Annotated in this window: 15 protein-coding genes and 1 riboswitch; of the genes, 9 read left to right on the top strand and 6 right to left on the bottom strand. The window is 73.0% G+C overall.

Annotated features, from left to right (window positions below):
• Nucleotides 1–271 precede the first annotated feature (271 nt).
• Both purN and purH read left to right on the top strand, forming a co-directional pair.
• A complete protein-coding gene (gene purN / locus ACWCRA_RS04045) occupies nt 272–907 on the top strand; it encodes a phosphoribosylglycinamide formyltransferase (RefSeq protein ID WP_351555268.1) in 636 nt (211 codons plus the stop codon).
• 23 nt (nt 908–930) lie between these two features.
• A complete protein-coding gene (gene purH / locus ACWCRA_RS04050) occupies nt 931–2,514 on the top strand; it encodes a bifunctional phosphoribosylaminoimidazolecarboxamide formyltransferase/IMP cyclohydrolase (protein ID WP_451066810.1) in 1,584 nt (527 codons plus the stop codon).
• 151 nt (nt 2,515–2,665) lie between these two features.
• On the opposite strand, the gene ACWCRA_RS04055 is transcribed toward purH, so the two are convergent.
• On the bottom strand, nt 2,666–4,063 hold the full coding sequence (locus ACWCRA_RS04055; protein WP_451066876.1) for a protein kinase domain-containing protein: 1,398 nt from the start codon (nt 4,061–4,063) through the stop codon (nt 2,666–2,668).
• A 314-nt stretch (nt 4,064–4,377) separates the two neighbouring features.
• Nucleotides 4,378–4,980: a hypothetical protein gene (locus ACWCRA_RS04060; protein ID WP_351555262.1), complete on the bottom strand. Its 603-nt coding sequence runs from the start codon at nt 4,978–4,980 to the stop codon at nt 4,378–4,380.
• A gap of 277 nt (nt 4,981–5,257) precedes the next feature.
• Between ACWCRA_RS04060 and ACWCRA_RS04065 the strand changes: the two genes are divergently transcribed.
• The 4 genes from ACWCRA_RS04065 to ACWCRA_RS04080 all read left to right on the top strand — a co-directional run bounded on the left by ACWCRA_RS04065 (nt 5,258) and on the right by ACWCRA_RS04080 (nt 10,030).
• Nucleotides 5,258–6,127 (top strand): bifunctional methylenetetrahydrofolate dehydrogenase/methenyltetrahydrofolate cyclohydrolase, encoded by an 870-nt coding sequence (locus ACWCRA_RS04065; RefSeq protein WP_351555259.1) that lies wholly within the window; start codon nt 5,258–5,260, stop codon nt 6,125–6,127.
• Nucleotides 6,128–6,146: 19 nt separating this feature from the next.
• Nucleotides 6,147–6,800 carry a DUF3017 domain-containing protein gene (locus tag ACWCRA_RS04070; protein WP_351555256.1) on the top strand — a complete coding sequence of 218 codons (654 nt, stop codon included), beginning with the start codon at nt 6,147–6,149 and terminating at the stop codon, nt 6,798–6,800.
• A gap of 352 nt (nt 6,801–7,152) precedes the next feature.
• Nucleotides 7,153–8,175 (top strand): XRE family transcriptional regulator, encoded by a 1,023-nt coding sequence (locus ACWCRA_RS04075; protein ID WP_451066811.1) that lies wholly within the window; start codon nt 7,153–7,155, stop codon nt 8,173–8,175.
• Between the two features lie 865 nt (nt 8,176–9,040).
• Complete coding sequence (locus ACWCRA_RS04080; RefSeq protein ID WP_351555250.1) at nt 9,041–10,030, top strand: malate dehydrogenase; 990 nt, start codon at nt 9,041–9,043, stop codon at nt 10,028–10,030.
• A gap of 141 nt (nt 10,031–10,171) precedes the next feature.
• On the opposite strand, the gene ACWCRA_RS04085 is transcribed toward ACWCRA_RS04080, so the two are convergent.
• Nucleotides 10,172–11,638, bottom strand: a complete 1,467-nt coding sequence (locus ACWCRA_RS04085; protein WP_351555247.1) for an FG-GAP and VCBS repeat-containing protein — start codon at nt 11,636–11,638, stop codon at nt 10,172–10,174.
• A gap of 275 nt (nt 11,639–11,913) precedes the next feature.
• Nucleotides 11,914–12,786 carry an SDR family NAD(P)-dependent oxidoreductase gene (locus ACWCRA_RS04090; protein ID WP_451066812.1) on the bottom strand — a complete coding sequence of 291 codons (873 nt, stop codon included), beginning with the start codon at nt 12,784–12,786 and terminating at the stop codon, nt 11,914–11,916.
• Nucleotides 12,787–12,919: 133 nt separating this feature from the next.
• Between ACWCRA_RS04090 and ACWCRA_RS04095 the strand changes: the two genes are divergently transcribed.
• On the top strand, nt 12,920–13,531 hold the full coding sequence (locus ACWCRA_RS04095) for a TetR/AcrR family transcriptional regulator (protein ID WP_351555241.1): 612 nt from the start codon (nt 12,920–12,922) through the stop codon (nt 13,529–13,531).
• A 67-nt stretch (nt 13,532–13,598) separates the two neighbouring features.
• Here ACWCRA_RS04095 and ACWCRA_RS04100 read toward each other — a convergent pair whose 3' ends face one another.
• Entirely contained in the window at nt 13,599–14,093 is a 495-nt protein-coding gene (locus ACWCRA_RS04100; RefSeq protein WP_351555238.1) for a carboxymuconolactone decarboxylase family protein, read from the bottom strand.
• 283 nt (nt 14,094–14,376) lie between these two features.
• Between ACWCRA_RS04100 and ACWCRA_RS04105 the strand changes: the two genes are divergently transcribed.
• Both ACWCRA_RS04105 and ACWCRA_RS04110 read left to right on the top strand, forming a co-directional pair.
• The gene (locus ACWCRA_RS04105) at nt 14,377–14,652 is read left to right on the top strand and encodes a hypothetical protein (protein ID WP_351555288.1); all 276 of its coding nucleotides are present in this window, start codon (nt 14,377–14,379) and stop codon (nt 14,650–14,652) included.
• Nucleotides 14,653–14,667: 15 nt separating this feature from the next.
• A complete protein-coding gene (locus ACWCRA_RS04110; protein ID WP_351555235.1) occupies nt 14,668–15,849 on the top strand; it encodes a glutathionylspermidine synthase family protein in 1,182 nt (393 codons plus the stop codon).
• An 86-nt stretch (nt 15,850–15,935) separates the two neighbouring features.
• On the opposite strand, the gene rocD is transcribed toward ACWCRA_RS04110, so the two are convergent.
• The gene (gene rocD / locus ACWCRA_RS04115; protein ID WP_451066813.1) at nt 15,936–17,141 is read right to left on the bottom strand and encodes an ornithine--oxo-acid transaminase; all 1,206 of its coding nucleotides are present in this window, start codon (nt 17,139–17,141) and stop codon (nt 15,936–15,938) included.
• 137 nt (nt 17,142–17,278) lie between these two features.
• Nucleotides 17,279–17,369: riboswitch (ZMP/ZTP riboswitch) on the top strand.
• Nucleotides 17,370–17,452 lie beyond the last annotated feature (83 nt).

Genomic DNA, 17,452 nt, shown 5'->3' on the forward strand with positions numbered 1-17,452 from the left:
TCGTTGCTGACGGTCGGCCTCTTCGTAGAGTTCCCCGTATCGGGGATCACGATTCGTTCGTACGACCGTACAAGTACGCAGGCTTCCGTTTCCGCGCGGGAAAACCGCGGGGAGACGCACGGCCGGCCGCATCCGCGCAGTCCACCACGCAGTCCACGCAGGTCCACGAACCATCCACGCAGGCCCCCGCACGATGACGCACGACCGCGCCCGTCCCACGGGCACCGCACCGGCAACCGCACTGGCAACGCACGCGAGAAAGAGACCCGCTGTGGCCTCCCCGCCCCCCTCCTCCCGCCCCGCCCGTCTGGTGGTCCTGGTCTCCGGCTCCGGTACCAACCTCCAAGCCCTTCTCGACGCCATCGCCGCCGACCCCGAGGGCTTCGGCGCCCGGGTGGTCGCCGTCGGAGCCGACCGGAACGGCATCGCCGGCCTGGACCGGGCCGAGCGGGCCGGGCTGCCGACATTTGTCTGCCGGGTGAAGGACCACGACTCCCGTGACGCCTGGGACCGCGCGCTGGCCGAGGCCACCGCCGCGTACGAGCCGGATCTCGTCGTCTCGGCCGGATTCATGAAGATCGTGGGCAAGGAGTTCCTCGCCCGGTTCGGCGGACGGGTCGTCAATACGCACCCCGCCCTGCTGCCCAGCTTTCCCGGGGCCCACGGAGTGCGCGACGCGCTCGCGTACGGCGCCAAGGTCACCGGGTGCACCGTCCACTTCGTCGACGACGGCGTCGACACCGGTCCGATCATCGCCCAGGGCGTGGTCGAGGTCCGGACCGCGGACGATGAAGCCGCTCTGCACGAGCGGATCAAGGAAGTCGAGCGAGCGCTGCTCGTCGAGGTCGTGGGGCGTCTGGCCCGTCACGGCTATCGCATTGAGGGACGAAAGGTAGTTTTCCCGTGACTTTTGACGCTACTGAGGCCAGTGTGGCTGCCGTCGCTGCCGAGGCTGCTGTGGCCGGGAAGCGGGCCATCCGGCGCGCGCTGATCAGCGTGTACGACAAGACCGGCCTGGAGCAGCTCGCGCTCGGTCTCCACCAGGAGGGTGTGGAGCTGGTCTCCACCGGCTCGACCGCCGCGCGGATCGCCGCCGCCGGGGTGCCCGTGACCCCGGTCGAGCAGCTGACCGGCTTCCCCGAGTGCCTGGACGGCCGGGTCAAGACGCTGCACCCCCGGGTCCACGCCGGAATCCTCGCCGATCTGCGGCTCGACTCCCACCGGGAGCAGCTCGCGGAGCTGGGCGTCGAGCCCTTCGGCCTCGTGGTCGTCAACCTCTACCCGTTCCGGGAGACCGTCGCGTCCGGCGCCTCCCCGGACGAGTGTGTCGAGCAGATCGACATCGGCGGGCCCTCGATGGTCCGCGCCGCGGCCAAGAACCACCCCTCGGTCGCCGTCGTCACCAGCCCCGGGCGGTACGAGGACGTGCTCACCGCGGTCCGCGGCGGCGGCTTCGACCTGACCGCCCGCAAGCGTCTCGCCGCCGAGGCTTTCCAGCACACCGCCGCGTACGACGTCGCCGTGGCCTCCTGGTTCGCCTCCTCGCACGCCCCCGCCGACGAGTCGGGCTTCCCCGACTTCGTGGGCGTCACCTACCAGCGCTCGCACGTGCTGCGCTACGGCGAGAACCCGCACCAGGCCGCCGCGCTGTACGTGACCGCCGCCGGCGGCGGGCTGGCCGGCGCGGAGCAGTTGCACGGCAAGGAGATGTCGTACAACAACTACACGGACACGGAGGCCGCGCGGCGCGCCGCGTACGACCACGCCGAGCCGTGTGTGGCGATCATCAAGCACGCCAACCCCTGTGGCATCGCGACCGGGGCGGATGTCGCCGAGGCCCACCGCAAGGCGCACGCCTGCGACCCGCTCTCCGCGTTCGGCGGGGTGATCGCGGTCAACCGGCCGGTCTCGGTGGCCATGGCGGAGCAGGTGGCGGAGATCTTCACCGAGGTTGTCGTCGCCCCGGCGTACGAGGACGGCGCCGTCGAGGTGCTCGCCCGCAAGAAGAACATCCGGGTGCTGCGCTGTACCGGGGCGCCCACGGCCGCCGCCGAGGCCAAGCCGGTGGACGGCGGGGCGCTGGTGCAGATGACCGACCGGCTCCAGGCGCCGGGCGACGACCCCGCGAACTGGACCCTGGCCTCCGGCACGGCGCTGGACGCCGATGAGCTGGCCGAGCTGGCTTTTGCCTGGCGGGCCTGCCGCGCGGTGAAGTCCAACGCGATTCTGCTGGCCAAGGGCGGTGCCTCGGTCGGGGTCGGCATGGGTCAGGTGAACCGGGTGGACTCCGCCAAGCTCGCGGTGGAGCGCGCGGGCGAGGAGCGGGCGCGGGGCGCGTACGCCGCGTCGGACGCCTTCTTCCCGTTCCCGGACGGGCTGGAGATCCTCACGGCCGCCGGTGTCCGGGCCGTGGTCCAGCCGGGCGGATCGGTCCGTGACGAGCAGGTGATCGAGGCGGCGGAGAAGGCCGGCGTGACGATGTACTTCACGGGCACGCGCCACTTCTTCCACTGACCGGTACGGCCCGGTACTGATCGGGTACGGCCCGGTACGGCCCGGGTACGGTCCGGTACTGATCCGCGCTGATCGGTACCGGGCCGCCCGGGCCGCTCCCCCTCCGGGAGCCGGGCGGCCCGGCGGCCCGGCAGCCCGGAAGTCCCGCTGCTCAGCAGCTCGGCAGCAGCTTCAGCGAGCGGATCACCACCTCGCCCTGGAGATTGCGCCGTTCCAGTGGCTGCACACACCCCACCGGCTCCTTGAAGTCCCGCTCCCTGAAGAGCCGGGCGCCGGGGTGGTTCTCCACATAGCCGTTGTTGATCACCGACTTCGGCGCGCGGGCCCGGCCCCAGTCGCACGCGGCCGGCCCGGACCGCCAGTCCCGCTCGTCGTCGTACCAGGCGCACATCTCCCCCGCGCCGTCCCGCTCGCTGAAGAAGCAGACATGGCCCAGGGCGCACCGGTCGTACCCCGCCGCCTCCGCCGTCGGGGTGTCCCGCAGCACCATCACCATGAGCACGGCCGCGACCAGCGCCGCCGCCGTGGAGCCCCAGCCGACCGTGGAGCCGAGCGCCGATCCGGGCCGGCACCCGAACAGCCGTCTTCGCACGGGACGCTGTCCGAGGGGACGCCGCCCCGGGAGACGGCGCGGCAGCCGGGGCGAGGGCCGGGTGCCCGAGACCGTCTCGACCCGGCGCAGCAGCTCCGCCGTGTCCAGCTCCGCCCGCTCCCGCGGGGTACGGGCCAGACACCCCGCCACGATCCCCCGCCACTCCCGCGGCAGGGCGGGCGAGAGGGTCAGCTCCGCGCCACCGCTCGCGTACCGCGCGGCGGCCTCCCTGCGGGCTCCGGGAGTGGCGCCGGCCAGGGGCAGTTCGCCGGTCAGCACCACATGGGCGAGGACGCCGAACGCCCAGATGTCCGCGGCGCCGCGCGGCTGCCGGGCGCGCTCGGCGGTTCCGGCCCACAGGAGTTCGGGCGCGGTGTAGTCGGTGGTGCGGAAGGCGGGGGCGTAGCCGTGGGCGGAGTGCGGTTCGGCCGCCGGATGGAAGTCGCCGAGCCGCACGCTCCGGTCGGGGAGCAGCAGCACATTGTCCGGGGTGAGATCGCCGTGCACCCAGCCGGCGTGGTGGAGCTGATGGAGGCCCTCGCAGACCTGGGCGAGGAGCGCGGGCCCGTCGGCGGGGCGCGGGCAGCGCCGGAGCAGGGCGTCGAGGGAGCCCTCGGCCCGTTCGAGCACGAGCACGGTGGCGCCGTGCAGCAGGGGCTCGGCGGGGTCGTCCACGGTCAGGGTCTCGTACATCCGGATCAGCCGGGGCTGTCGGAGCCGGCGCAGCACCTGGGCCTCGCGGGCGGCGAGTTCTTCGAGGTGGCGGAGTTGGCGGGGGGTGCGGGTGCCGGTGGGAAGGAATTTCAGGGCCACTTGGGCGGGGGCGTCCCTCGCGGGGGTCGTCCGGCGGGCCGCGTACACGGTCGCGAACGCGTCGGAGCCGAGCGGCTCGCGGACCTCCCAGGGGCCGACGCGGTATCCGGGCGGGACGGGCAGTGCCAGTGAGTCGAAATGCATAGTCATCGGACCCGCTCCACTCCAGGCTCGACTTCTGGGGTCTCACCGAGGAGGAGAGGCCGGGCCCGGGCCACCGCGATGGCTCCGTACACGGTTGGCTCCCTCCCGTGGACTCCCGCTCGATGGGGCACGGTGCTCACGGTAGGGAAGCGCGATAAACGTCTGCACAACGAATGCATACCGCCCGCGCGGGACGCCTCCGCCGTGGCCGGGACCCGCCGTCCGCCAGGGCCGTCCGGACACGCGGAAGGCCGCGACTCCCCTCGTCCCGGGCGGGTTTCCGGGGAGTCGCGGCCTTCGGTACGCGGATGTGATCAGTGGCGCGGACGGTTGAACCAGGCCGAGCCGTCGGACTTCGCGACGAACACCGCGATGAGGATGCCGAGAATCGTGTGGATCAGACCGACCACGATGAACGGCCAGATGCCGAGGATCGCCGTGATGACGCCGAAGACCAGCGCGGTGATGCGTATGCCGTTGCCGCCCTTGCCGAACTTGACGGCCAGGAAGACGGCGAGCACGCCCCAGAGGATCGCGAAGACGCCCATGGCGTACACCTGGCCGCTGGAGAACTCGGCCAGTTCCTGGAACTGGACGTCGTTCTTCAGCTCCTCGTTGCTCTTGGCGGCGTCGATGGCGGCGGCGCCCAGGAGGATCAGCGCCGCGCCGATCAGCTGGAGAGCGGCGATGACATAGAGCATGACGCGGGCGGCGCTCAGGGTGCCGGGCATCGTGGTCGGCGGGCCGCCGTAACCGCCGCCGTAACCACCGTCGTAGGGCTGGACGGGCGGGGCCTGCGGGTAACCGTAGGGGGGCTGTCCGGGCTGCCCCGGCGCCTGCCCCTGCTGCGGTTGGCCGTAGCCCGGCTGACCGCCCTGCTGCTGGCCGTAGGGGTTGTTCGGGTCGCCGAAGCTCATGGCGGGGACTCCTCCGTGTGGGGTGCGGGGACTGCGCGGTCCGAGTGGAGGAGCATCACATGATCGGCGGTTCGCCCCCCAGCCTTTCCGCGGCACTGGCAGCGGTCATGCTGGTTCGGCGCGGGTATTTTGTCCAGTCGGTAGCTGTATGTGTTGTGCAAGTGCAACGTCCGGTTCCGGGCGGGGGCGCGGGCCGCGGGGCCGGATTCGGGGGCCGCGGGGTCCGGGGCGCGGGCGCAAGTGGAACCGGGGCGGGTCCATCCGCGAGGATGGGGCCATGACCGCCCAGATTCTCGATGGCAAGGCCACCGCAGCCGCGATCAAATCCGATCTGACCGCCCGTGTGGCGGCCCTCCACGCGAAGGGAGTGACGCCCGGCCTCGGAACCCTGCTGGTCGGGGACGACCCGGGCAGCCGCTGGTACGTCAATGGCAAGCACCGGGACTGCGCCCAGGTGGGTCTCGCGTCCCTCCAGCGCGAACTGCCCGACACCGCGACGCAGGAGGAGATCGAGGCGGTCGTCCGGGAGCTGAACGAGAACCCCGAGTGCACCGGGTACATCGTCCAGTTGCCGCTGCCGAAGGGCATCGACGCCAACCGGGTGCTGGAACTGATGGACCCGGAGAAGGACGCCGACGGGCTGCACCCGATGAGCCTCGGCCGGCTGGTGCTCGGGGTCGAGGGGCCGCTGCCCTGCACTCCGTACGGAATCGTCCAGCTCCTGCGCCACCACGGTGTCGAGATCGCCGGTGCGAACGTGGTGGTCGTCGGGCGCGGGATCACCATCGGGCGTTCGATGCCGCTGGTGCTCACCCGCAAGTCCGAGAACGCGACGGTGACGCAGTGCCACACCGGTACGCGTGACCTCGCCGCCCATCTGCGGCAGGCGGACATCATCGTCGCGGCGGCGGGCGTACCGCATCTGATCAAGCCCGAGGACGTGAAGCCGGGCGCCGTGGTGCTCGACGTGGGTGTCAGCAGGGACGAGAACGGCAAGATCGTGGGCGATGTCCACCCGGGCGTCGCCGAGGTGGCGGGCTGGGTGGCCCCGAACCCGGGTGGTGTCGGTCCGATGACCCGTGCGCAGCTCCTGGTCAATGTGGTCGAGGCCGCGGAGCGCGCGGCGGGCGCCGGCGCGGCGGGCTGAGACGGGAGAGGCTGCCCTCATGGGCGTACGCATGAACGACGACCGCGCGGTGGAGGGCGGCCCGGGGGCCGGGCGGGACCGGGAGCCGGAGCCGGAGGGGGCGGGGGCGCCGGAGGAGGCCCGGGGTGCCGAGCCCGGGGCCGAGACCGAGCCCGGGGCCGGGCCCGGGTCCGGCGCTCGGCGGGGGGCCGAGCCGGAGCCGGATACCGGGGGCGAGCCTTCGCCTTCGCCTTCGGAGGAGCAGGAGCAGGAGCGGGAATCCGGGCCTCCGCGGCGCAGGCCGCCGACCCTCACCACCGACACCGCGCGCCCCGAGGGCGGCGGTCGCGCCGCCCCGGGGGACGCTCCCGCCCCCGCGCGGCAGTGGCCCCTGCTCACGGTCCTCGCGATCGTCGGGGCCGGTCTGCTGATCGTCGGCCTGGACCCCTTCGCCGAGGCCTTCCGCGTCGGGACGATCCTGGTCGGGGTGGGGCTGCTCACCGGCGCCGTGATGCGCAGGGTGGTGCCCTCCGTGGGCATGCTCGCCGTGCGCTCCCGCTTCACCGACATGGTGACGTACGGGGTGCTGGGCGTCGCCATCACGCTGCTGGCGCTGGTGGCGCAGCCGGGCCCCTGGCTGGAGCTGCCGTTCGTGGAGGACCTGGTGCGGTTCACCGTCCGGGAGCCGAAGTAGGCCGTTCACCCCGGTGTCCTCCCGTGGTCGCCCGCCCTTTCCCTGGTGAGAGGGCGGGCTTCGGATTGCCGGGAGAGAGTCGGCGGGGTGTGGCCGGCGGCACGGAAGTGAGCATTCCGGCGCGGTGTGATCGCTGTGCCGTGGATGCGAGACTGTGGCGGCAGCAGGGATGGGGGCGCACATGGGGCGCAGCCGGTATCCCTCATGCTCCCGTGCGCGCCGCTGTCAGGACCTGACATCCTGATCCCTGCGCATCCCTTCAGGTTGTCCGACAAGTCGGGCATCCGAGGTCGGTGCAGGGTGGGTGAGCGCGGGTCACAGCACCTACGTTCGGGGGACAAGGGGGTAGTCCATGGCTCGTTGGAAGCCGCTTCCGGAAGAGCTTGATCCGGAGGTCCGTGAATTCGCGGAGCAGTTGCGTCGGCTCGTCGACCGGAGCGGGCTGAGCATTGCGGCGGTCTCGGATCACACGGGCTACAGCAAGACGTCCTGGGAGCGGTATCTCAACGGGCGGATTCTGGCGCCCAAGGGCGCGATCGTCGCGCTGGCCGAGGTGACGGGGACCAGCCCGATCCACCTCACCACCATGTGGGAGCTGGCGGAGCGGGCCTGGAGCCGCGCGGAGGCGCGGCACGACCGCACCATGGAGCAGATACGGATATCCCAGGCCCGGGAGGCGCTGGGGGAGTACGGCTCCGGGGAGCCGGCGGCACCGGCGGCGGGCCGGGCGGCCTGGCCGCCCTACAAGGACCAGCTGGAGCAGGCGGTGGGCCCGGCGACGGCGCAGGCGCCCGCGTTCGGCCGTCCCGGCGGCCAGAGCAGGCACCGGGCGGCGCCGCCGCAGAGCAGGGGCGGGGGCGGGGGCCGGGGCGGCCGGCGCAAGGTCTTCCTGTTCCTCGGGGGAGTGGTCGCGGCGCTGGTGGTCATCGCGGGGGCGGTGCTGCTGACCGACCTCGGCGGGGACGGCGACGACGACACCACCACGGTCACGGCCAAGCCGTCGCCGTCGCAGTCCCGGAGCGCGCCGCCGCTGCCGGAGGGTGTGAAGTGCAGCGGGGAGAAGTGCGCGGGGGAGGACCCGCAGGTGATGGGGTGCGGCGGGGAGTACGCGAAGACGGTCTCGTCCGCGACGGTGGGGGAGGCGAAGGTGGAGGTTCGCTACAGCGAGGTCTGCCGGGCCGCCTGGGCGCGGATCACGGACGCGGCGCCGGGGGACACGGTGGAGATCGCTGTGGGTGGGGAAGGGAAGCAGACGGGGTTGGTGAACGCGGACAAGGACGCGTTTACGCCGATGACGGCGGTGGGGGAAGGGGAGGTTGCTGTCGCGTGCGGGGTTCTGACCCAGTCGGCGACAAGGTCCTGCACGGACAAGTAGCCTCCGCCCCGGGCTCCCTCCTCGCGCCGCGGGCCCCTGCCCCCCCAGGACCCGTCCTCCCGGGCGACCCGAGCAGCCCTTCCGGGCGGGCCGAGCCACGAAATCCAGCCTCGCCGGCGGTTGAGCCGCACCACTCCAGCCTCGCCGGTGGTTGAGCCGCACCACTCCAGCCCCTCCGGCGATTGAGCCGCGCCACTTCAGCCCCTCCGGGGACCTGAGCAAACCCAGCCCCTCCGGCGTTTGAGGAGCGGGGGTTCGGGGGCTGGCCCCCGACCGTGGCCCGCAGGGTGCGGGGTCCTGTGGCACAGGGTCCGTCCTCAAGCGCCGGACGGGCTGGGGGGTGCTGGGCGGGCTGGGGTGTGCTGGACGGGCTGGGGGGTGCTGGACGGGCTGGGGTGTGCCGGGCGGGCTGAATTTGTTCGGGCTACCTGTGGTGCGGGGTCCGTCCTCAATCGCCGGACGGGCTTGGGGGTGCCGGACGGGCTTGGGGGTGCCGGACGGGCTTGGGGGTGCTGGGCGGGCTGGGTTTGTGCGGGGCGCCCGTGGTGCGGGGTGCCCGTGGTGCGGGGTGCCTGTGGTGCGGGGGGCGGTCTCAAGCTTCACCGGAGCTGCCTCCGGGAGGTGCCCCCGGGCGGGCTTGGTGGGCTCGGGGCGCCCGTGGGGCGGGGGCGGGGGTGGGGTTTCTCGGAGCGGGCTCCGGGGGGTGTCCACGGGCGGGGGGCTGTGGGGGAGGGGGAGGCGGCAGAGGATAGCCTGGGCGCCGGATGTCTCTTCACATCAAGATTCGTCCCCGGGACAACCCGGGGGAGGGCCATCCGGACCCGGGGCACCACCCCCCACCGCCAGCTGTCTTACGGAGATCGCCATGACCCGCACTCCCGTCAACGTCACCGTGACCGGCGCGGCCGGCCAGATCGGTTACGCGCTGCTCTTCCGCATCGCCTCCGGCCACCTGCTCGGCCCGGACGTGCCGGTCAAGCTGCGCCTTCTTGAGATCACCCCGGCGCTGGGCGCCGCCCAGGGCACCGCGATGGAGCTCGACGACTGCGCCTTCCCGCTGCTGCGCGGCATCGACATCACCGATGACCCGAACGTCGCCTTCGACGGCACCAACGTCGCCCTGCTCGTCGGCGCCCGCCCCCGCACCAAGGGCATGGAGCGCGGCGACCTGCTGGAGGCCAACGGCGGCATCTTCAAGCCCCAGGGCAAGGCCATCAACGACCACGCCGCGGACGACATCAAGGTCCTCGTCGTCGGCAACCCGGCCAACACCAACGCGCTGATCGCCCAGGCCGCCGCCCCGGACGTCCCGGCCGACCGCTTCACCGCGATGACCCGCCTGGACCACAACCGCGCGATCTCGCAGCTGGCCGCCAAGACCGGTGCCGCCGTCTCCGACATCAAGCGCCTGACGATCTGGGGCAACCACTCGGCGACCCAGTACCCGGACATCTTCCACGCGGAGATCGCCGGCAAGAACGCCGCCGAGACGGTGAACGACGAGGCCTGGCTCGCGGACACCTTCATCCCGACCGTCGCCAAGCGCGGCGCCGCGATCATCGAGGCGCGCGGCGCCTCCTCGGCGGCCTCGGCGGCAAACGCCGCGATCGACCACGTCCACACCTGGGTCAACGGCACCGCCGACGGCGACTGGACCTCCATGGGCATCCCCTCCGACGGCTCCTACGGTGTGCCGGAGGGTCTGATCTCCTCCTTCCCGGTGACCACCAAGGACGGCCGCTACGAGATCGTCCAGGGCCTGGACATCAACGAGTTCTCGCGCGCCCGCATCGACGCGTCGGTGCGGGAGCTCGCGGAGGAGCGCGACGCGGTCCGCCAGCTCGGCCTGCTCTGATCCGTACACCGACCGCCCCCGGCCGCCCTCCCGGCGACCGGGGGCGGTCGCGTTCCCGGATCTCCGCGAACCGGGCCGGGCCTCGCGGTGCGGTGGCCCGGAACGGGCCGGGGCCCGGCGCCCCGGGCCGGGGAGGGGCGGTCAGCCGGTGTAGGTCTTGCCGAACCAGCCCCAGGCCGGCGGGGTCCGCAGCGCCCGGGGCCCGTAGACGAAGGAGTCGGAGACCGCCGCCGCCCTCGGCCGGAAGACCCAGACCGCCCCGGTGAACCCGTTCTCCCCCGGTGCGCTGACCGCCAGTTCGGTCTCTCCGTCGGCGTCGGTGTCGATCAGACGGGCCGCCGCGCCGAATCGGTCGTCGGTCTCGGCGGTGCCGCGCATCCACCCCCGGCCCTGGACGAAGCTCCGGGCCCCCGCCCCGGTCGGTCCGGCCGGTCCGCCGGGCAGGGTGAAGACCGCGCCCGCCCGGGCGCTCTCCCCGACGGTCTTGCCCTCGGCGCCCACCGCGATGTCCTCGTACCCGTCCCCGTCGATGTCGCCGACGGAGACCGCGGAGCCGAACCGGTCCGAGGGGCCCGCGTCCCCCGCGACGCCCGGGCTGCCCTGGTGGAAGCCCCCGGCGCGGTCGGTGGCCGGGCCGCCGGGGGCCCCGGGCACATAGGTGATCATGCCGCCCTCGGGGACGGGGGGCTCGTTCTCGTGGGCGCGGGTGTGGCCGACGACGAGATCCTTGAAGCCGTCCTGGTTCACATCGCCGATGTCGAGTGTCTCGCCCCTGACGGTGGTGCGCCCGGGACCCCCGGTGTACACGGAGGCCGGCCCCTCGGGGGTGCCCTTCCAGAACACGAGCGCGGGGGCGGCCCCCGCCACCGGGCTCCGCAGGGCCGCCACATCGGTGATGCCGTCCCCGGTCACGTCCCCGGCGGCCAGGGCCGCGATCTGCCGGTTCCGCTCGCCCGTGACGCACAGGGTGCGGGCCGGGGAGCCGTCCCGGTCGAACGGCCCGGACAGCACCCACAGTTCGCCGCCGTGCCCGGTGGTGGCGACATCGGGGACGCGGTCGCCGTCGAAGTCCCCGGTCACGATGTGGCTGCCCGAGCGCCGCTCGGAGCCGTCCAGCAGGGCCGTACCGCCGGTGAGGCCCTTCGGGCCGCCCCAGATCACGGAGAGGGTCCCGCCGCCGTCCGACCCCTCGTTGGGGGAGCCGACGACCAGATCCGCGAACCGGTCCTGGTCCAGATCGGCGGAGGTGAGGGCGGTGCCGTACGACTCCTCGGCGGCGGCGACCCCGGGGATGCCCGGGGTGTTCTGATGGAGGATCTGCCGGCGGCCGGCGGTCGCGCCGGACGCGGAGCCGTACAGCACCGCGACGTACCCCGCCATCTTCTCGCCGTCCACGGTTCCGAAGGGTGCCGCGGTCGTGAGGTCCTGGTAGCCGTCCCCGTTGAAGTCGTCCTCCGGCTGGGCGCGCACCGTTGTCTGCGGCGGGGCCACGAACTCCCGGGAGGGTCCCCGGACGGTGGCGGCGTGCCCCACCGGGGCGACGAGGAGGAGGGTGACCGCGACGGCGAGGGCCGGCCCCAGAGCTCGGGCCACACTGAGCGAGTTCATGATCAGCCCTTACGGTGAGTGTGGTGACGGGTGGACGGGGACGGGAGCGGCGCGTGTCCCGCCCCCGGAGGCGCGGCACGCACCTGCTTGACCCGCTGAGCCGGGGAATGGTTGCCCTGTGATCCCGCCATCCCCGGCCCCGCCCACCGCCCCTGCCGGAGGCCCGGCCCCGCCCTCCCCGCGCCCCGCCCTCCCCGCGCCCCGGCTCCCGGCCTCCCCGCCTCGCTCCCCCCGCTCCCCCCGCTCCGGCCGGCCCCGCCCGGCCCGCCGGCCGGTCACCCCTCGTCGTACCCCTCGGGCGCCGCCACCGCGTGCTCGGCGGCCCGGCTGGTCTCCTCCCAGGCGGCCCAGGTCTCCATCCGCCGGCGCGAGGTCTCGAAGGCGAGGTCGTAGGCCATCCCGCCGAGCAGCAGCCGCAGGGGCGGGTCGTCGCTGTCCACCACCTCCAGGACGGCCTCGGCGGCGAGGTGCGGCAGGCTGTCCGACGACCCCTCGGCGAACTGCCGCTCCATCTCCGCCCGCAGCGGTGCGTAGGCGTCGAGCGGTTCGGTGGTGGTCAGCCCCCGGGTGTAGAGCCCGGTCCAGTAGCCGCCGGGCTCCACGATGGTGACCTTGACCCCGAAGTCGGCGGCCTCCGCGGCCAGTGCCTCGCTCAGGCCCTCCAGGGCGAACTTGCTCGCGCTGTAGAGCCCGGTGAGCGGGAAGCCGCCGAGGGCTCCGATGCTGGAGATCTGGAGGATGTGCCCGGCGCGGCGCTCGCGCAGATGGGGCAGGACGGCCTGGGCGACCCAGAGCGCGCCGAAGAAGTTGGTCTCCATCTGGGCCCGGGCCTGCTCCTCGCCGAACTCCTCGACCATGCCCATGGCGAGGAAGCCGGCGTTGTTGACGACGACATCGAGCCGGCCGAAGTGGCGTACCGCCTCGTCCACGGTGGTGCGCACGGCGGCCCGGTCGGTGACGTCCAGGGGGCGTACGAGCAGCCGCTCGCCGTACTCGGCGCTCAGCGGCTCCAGCGGTGCGACGGTACGGGCGACGGCGACCACCCGGTCCCCGGCGGCGAGCGCGGCCTCGGCGAAGGCCCGGCCCAGGCCCCGGCTCGCCCCGGTGATGAGCCAGACGCGGCCGGCGGTGGAGGGGGTGCTGGTCATGGAGGGCTCCCGGGGCTTGAGGGTCGGAGGGATTGTGCGAGACGAGTCGTCCCGTCTCGCTCCGACTCTAGAGCGGGGCGGGGATCTGTTCAAGACGACCCGTCTCGTCTCGGCTGCGGGCTAGGCTGGGCCCATGACGACCACGCCCAGGCCCCCCGACCCCTCCCGGCGCAGCCAGGCCGTCCGCCGGGCCGTCCTCACCGCCGCGCGGGAACTGGCCGAGGAGGTCGGATACGCGCGCCTCACCATCGAGGCCATCGCCGCCCGCGCGGGCGCCGGCAAGCAGACGATCTACCGCTGGTGGCCCTCCAAGGGGGCCGTCCTCTTCGACGCGCTGCTCGCCCTCGCCGAGGGGGAGGGCGGGCAGCCGGCCGGACTGCCCGACACCGGCGACCTCGAAGCCGATCTGAAGACCGTCCTCCGCGCCACCGCGGCCGAACTGGACGATCCCCGCCGGAGCGCCCCCCTGCGCGCCCTCGCCATCGAGGCCCTTCTCGATCCCGCTCTCGCCGCCGACTGCGCCGACCGGCTCGACCGGCCCCTCAGGGAGCTGAAGCGCGCCCGGCTGCGCGCCGCCCGGCGGGCCGGGCAGCTCGACCCCGGTGCCGATCTCGACCTGGCCATCGACCTGATCTGGGGTCCGCTGCGCGGTCGCTGGCTCCACGGCGAGGGGCCGCTCACCGCCGAGTTCGCCGACGCGGTCGTCGAGCACGCCCTCAACGGGCTGCGCCCGCCCGCCCGATGACCGCGCCGGCCGCCCGGCTTCGCGCCCTCACGGCTCGCCCGGCTCCCCGTGCGTCACCACGGTGTGATCAGTGGGCGTGGCCCGGTGCCGCCGGGGTGAAGTGGCCCGGGACGGCCCGGGTGGCGACCTGGAAGCGGTTCCAGGAGTTGATCACCGTGATGGAGGCGAGCAGATGGGTCAGCTCCTTCTCGTCGAACTCCTTCGCCGCCCGCTCCCACACCTCGTCCGGCACGAATCCGTCGGTCAGCTCCGTGACCGCATCGGTCAGCTCGATCGCCGCGATCTCCCGGGCCGTGTAGAAGTGCCGGGACTCCTCCCAGGCGCCGAGCTGGATGATCCGCTCCACCGTCTCACCGGCCGCGAGCGCCTCCTTGCTGTGCATGTCCAGGCAGTAGGCGCAGCGGTTGAGCTGCGAGGCGCGGATCTTGACCAGCTCCAGGATCACCGGATCGACGCCCTTGCGGGCCGCCGCGTCCAGCGCGCGCATCGCCTTGAAGACCTCGGGGGCCAGGTTCACCCAGGGCAGCCGCTGTGGGTGTTCGGGGTTTCTGTCGGTGCTCATATGACCGAATCTAACGCCGGGGCACGGCCGGGCACGGTCGATTTCATGACAGATTCGGGGCCGATTCCGGTACGGGTCCTGGCGCCGGGCGTCCGGCGCCGGAGCGGTCCGCCGGAGCGGCGGGCGCACCTTCCGCGACCCGCTCAGGAACCGGCCGGGCACCCGCGCGCGTGGGACACCAGCAGGGGCACCCGGGGGCCCAGGGGGCGGGGCGAGTGGGTTGACCACTAGTCTTGCGGCGATTCAGAACAACAGTTTGACAGTGAACGGGGGCGGGCTGCTGATGGCACGGCGCAGGCTGAGGTCGAGCACGGTGGTGCTGGGCGGAATGGGCGTACTGGCGCTGACGATCACTTCGTGCGGGTCCGAACCGGACAAGCGCTGCGCCAACCGGTCGACCATGGAACATCTGTCCAGTTCCGAGTGCGACGACTCGAGCGGCAGCGGCAGCCACTACTACGGCGGCAAGGTCAAGAGCGGCCTGGTGGAGGGCGGCAGCTTCAACAAGTCGGCGGTGGACCGAGGCGGCTTCGGCTGCTCCGGCTCCGGCGGCGGCTGAGCCGGGCGGCGAGCGATGAAGCGCCACACCATCGAACCCCGCCCCGGCTGGCAGGAGATCGTCGAGGAGCAGGGGTGTGTCTACCCCCTGACCCGCTTCCCCGACGGCTCCCTGCGCCCCTACTGGGACGAGAGCGCGTACTACGAGTTCTCCCTCCCCGAGGTCGAGGCGCTGGAGGAGGTGGTCGAGGAACTGCACGCCATGAGCCTGGCCGCCGCCGCGCACATCGTCGAGCGGGACCGCTTCGCCGAACTCGGCGTCACCGATCGCCGGCTCGCCTCGCTGATCTCCGAGTCCTGGCGGCGCCGGGCCGAACTCCCGTCCATATACGGCCGGTTCGACCTGCGCTACGACGGCACGGGGCCGGCGAAGCTGCTGGAGTACAACGCCGACACCCCGACCTCCCTGGTCGAGGCCGCCAGCCCGCAGTGGTTCTGGATGGAGGAACGGTTCCCCGGGGCCGACCAGTGGAACTCCCTCCACGAACGGCTGGTGGATGCCTGGCGCAAGCAGGCCCCGCTGCTGCCGCCGGGACCGGTGCACTTCGCCCACTCGGACGGCGACGAACTCGGCGAGGACCTGATGACCGTCGCCTATCTGCGCGAGACCGCCCAGCAGGCCGGGCTCGACACCGAGGCGCTGTCGGTGGAGCGGATCGGCTGGGACCGGCTCTCCGGCCGCTTCGTCGACGACCGGCTGCGGTTCATCCGCTCCTGCTTCAAGCTCTACCCGTGGGAGTGGCTCGCCACCGACCGCTTCGGCCCCCATGTCCTGGACACCCTGGACAACGGGGGCGGCACCGGAACCACCTGCTGGATAGAGCCCGCGTGGAAGATGCTCCTCTCCAACAAGGCGCTGCTCGCCATCCTCTGGGAGCTGTACCCGGGCCACCCGAATCTGCTTCCGGCCTATCTGGACGGCCCCCGTGAACTCGCCGCCCGGCGGGGCTATGTGGCCAAGCCGCTGCTCGGCCGGGAGGGCGCGGGCGTCACCGTCCACGGAGCCGGCGCCGACCCCGTCGTACGGGACGAACCCTGCTGCTACCAGGAGCTGGCGCCGCTGCCCGACTTCGACGGCAACCGGGTGGTGCTCGGCGCCTGGGTGGTGGAGGACGAGGCGGCCGGGCTCGGCATCCGCGAGTCGTCCGACCTCGTCACCGACGGATACGCGCGCTTTCTGCCCCACCTCATCCGCTGACGCCCCTCCGCGCGGGGCCGTACGCGCGGGGCCGTACGCGCGGGGGCCCGCCGGGCGCCGGGCCTCCGCGCGGCGCCCGCCCACGCTCACGCCGACAGGACCGCCCGGAGCTGCTCCAGACCCCAGTCCAGGTCCTCCTTGCCGATCACCAGCGGGGGAGCGATCCGGATCGTCGAACCGTGGGTGTCCTTCACCAGCACCCCCCGGGCCATCAGCCGCTCGGAGATCTCCCGCCCCGTGCCCAGCGCCGGATCGATGTCCACACCCGCCCACAGGCCCCGGCCGCGCACCTCCCGCACCGCGCCGCCGCCGGTCAGCAGCTCCAGCTCGTGGTGGAGATGGTCGCCCAGCTCGGTGGCGCGCCGCTGGTACTCACCGGTGTCCAGCATCGCGATCACCTCCAGCGCCACGGCGCACGCCAGCGGGTTCCCGCCGAAGGTCGAGCCGTGCTCCCCGGGGCGGTGGACCCCGAGCACCTCCCGGGACGAGACCACCGCCGAGACCGGCACCACCCCGCCGCCCAGCGCCTTGCCCAGCAGATACATGTCGGGCACCACGCCCTCGTGCTCACAGGCGAAGGTCCGCCCGGTCCGGCCCAGGCCCGACTGGATCTCATCCGCGATGAAGAGCACATTCCGCTCGCGGGTCACCCGGCGCACCCCCGCCAGATACCCGGGCGGCGGCACCAGCACCCCCGCCTCGCCCTGGATCGGCTCCAGCAGCACGGCCACCGTGTTCTCGGTGACGGCGGCCTCCAGCGCGGTGAGGTCCCCGTACGGCACGATCTGGAAACCGGGGGTGTAGGGGCCGTGGTCCGCCCGCGCCTCCGGGTCCGTCGAGAAGCTGATCACCGTGGTCGTACGGCCGTGGAAGTTGTTCGCCGCGACCACGATCTTGGCCGTGTTGTCCGCGACGCCCTTGACCCGGTAACCCCATTTGCGGGCGGTCTTCACGGCGGTCTCCACCGCCTCCGCGCCCGTGTTCATCGGCAGCACCATCTCCATGCCGCACAGCTCGGCCAGCCGGGTGCAGAACTCGGCGAAGCGGTCGTGGTGGAAGGCGCGCGAGGTGAGGGTGACCCGCTCCAGCTGCGCTCGCGCCGCGTCGATCAGCCGGCGGTTGCCATGGCCGAAATTGAGCGCCGAGTATCCGGCGAGCAGATCGAGGTAGCGGCGTCCCTCGACATCGGTCATCCACGCGCCCTCGGCGGTGGCGACGACCACGGGGAGCGGGTGGTAGTTGTGGGCACTGTGGGACTCGGCGGCGGCGATGGCGCTCTCAGACACAGACACGGGGTCTCCGTTTCCTCTTCCTCGGATCTCTCAGAGGCAGGGCATCCGGCACGGGGCGGGGTGGTGCCCCTGGTTCTATCGTCGCTCGCATCGTGGACGGGGAAACCTTGCCGAAGGGCCCGGCGCTTAAGGTGGAGGGTACGCACGGCGACTGGCGAACGCGGAAGAGACCGCGGGGAAACCGTGTGCGCAGGAGCAGACGAGGTGCCGCCCGCCTGGGTGCCCCGGCGAACCCGTCAGCGGGGCGCCGACCGCTTCCTGCCTCTCCGGGCGGGGATCTCGGGACGCGTCCCGATGACAGCCCCAGGGGT

This window comes from Streptomyces sp. NPDC001889 (assembly GCF_053594535.1).

What these genes read in the sequence shown, in the direction of transcription:
- ACWCRA_RS04055 (WP_451066876.1), bottom strand. Translation starts at nt 4,063, where the DNA reads ATGCATTTCGACTCACTGGCACTGCCCGTCCCGCCCGGATACCGCGTC.
- ACWCRA_RS04060 (WP_351555262.1), bottom strand. Translation starts at nt 4,980, where the DNA reads ATGAGCTTCGGCGACCCGAACAACCCCTACGGCCAGCAGCAGGGCGGT.
- ACWCRA_RS04065 (WP_351555259.1), top strand. Translation starts at nt 5,258, where the DNA reads ATGACCGCCCAGATTCTCGATGGCAAGGCCACCGCAGCCGCGATCAAA.
- ACWCRA_RS04070 (WP_351555256.1), top strand. Translation starts at nt 6,147, where the DNA reads ATGGGCGTACGCATGAACGACGACCGCGCGGTGGAGGGCGGCCCGGGG.
- ACWCRA_RS04075 (WP_451066811.1), top strand. Translation starts at nt 7,153, where the DNA reads ATGGCTCGTTGGAAGCCGCTTCCGGAAGAGCTTGATCCGGAGGTCCGT.
- ACWCRA_RS04080 (WP_351555250.1), top strand. Translation starts at nt 9,041, where the DNA reads ATGACCCGCACTCCCGTCAACGTCACCGTGACCGGCGCGGCCGGCCAG.
- ACWCRA_RS04085 (WP_351555247.1), bottom strand. Translation starts at nt 11,638, where the DNA reads ATGAACTCGCTCAGTGTGGCCCGAGCTCTGGGGCCGGCCCTCGCCGTC.
- ACWCRA_RS04090 (WP_451066812.1), bottom strand. Translation starts at nt 12,786, where the DNA reads ATGACCAGCACCCCCTCCACCGCCGGCCGCGTCTGGCTCATCACCGGG.
- ACWCRA_RS04095 (WP_351555241.1), top strand. Translation starts at nt 12,920, where the DNA reads ATGACGACCACGCCCAGGCCCCCCGACCCCTCCCGGCGCAGCCAGGCC.
- ACWCRA_RS04100 (WP_351555238.1), bottom strand. Translation starts at nt 14,093, where the DNA reads ATGAGCACCGACAGAAACCCCGAACACCCACAGCGGCTGCCCTGGGTG.
- ACWCRA_RS04105 (WP_351555288.1), top strand. Translation starts at nt 14,377, where the DNA reads ATGGCACGGCGCAGGCTGAGGTCGAGCACGGTGGTGCTGGGCGGAATG.
- ACWCRA_RS04110 (WP_351555235.1), top strand. Translation starts at nt 14,668, where the DNA reads ATGAAGCGCCACACCATCGAACCCCGCCCCGGCTGGCAGGAGATCGTC.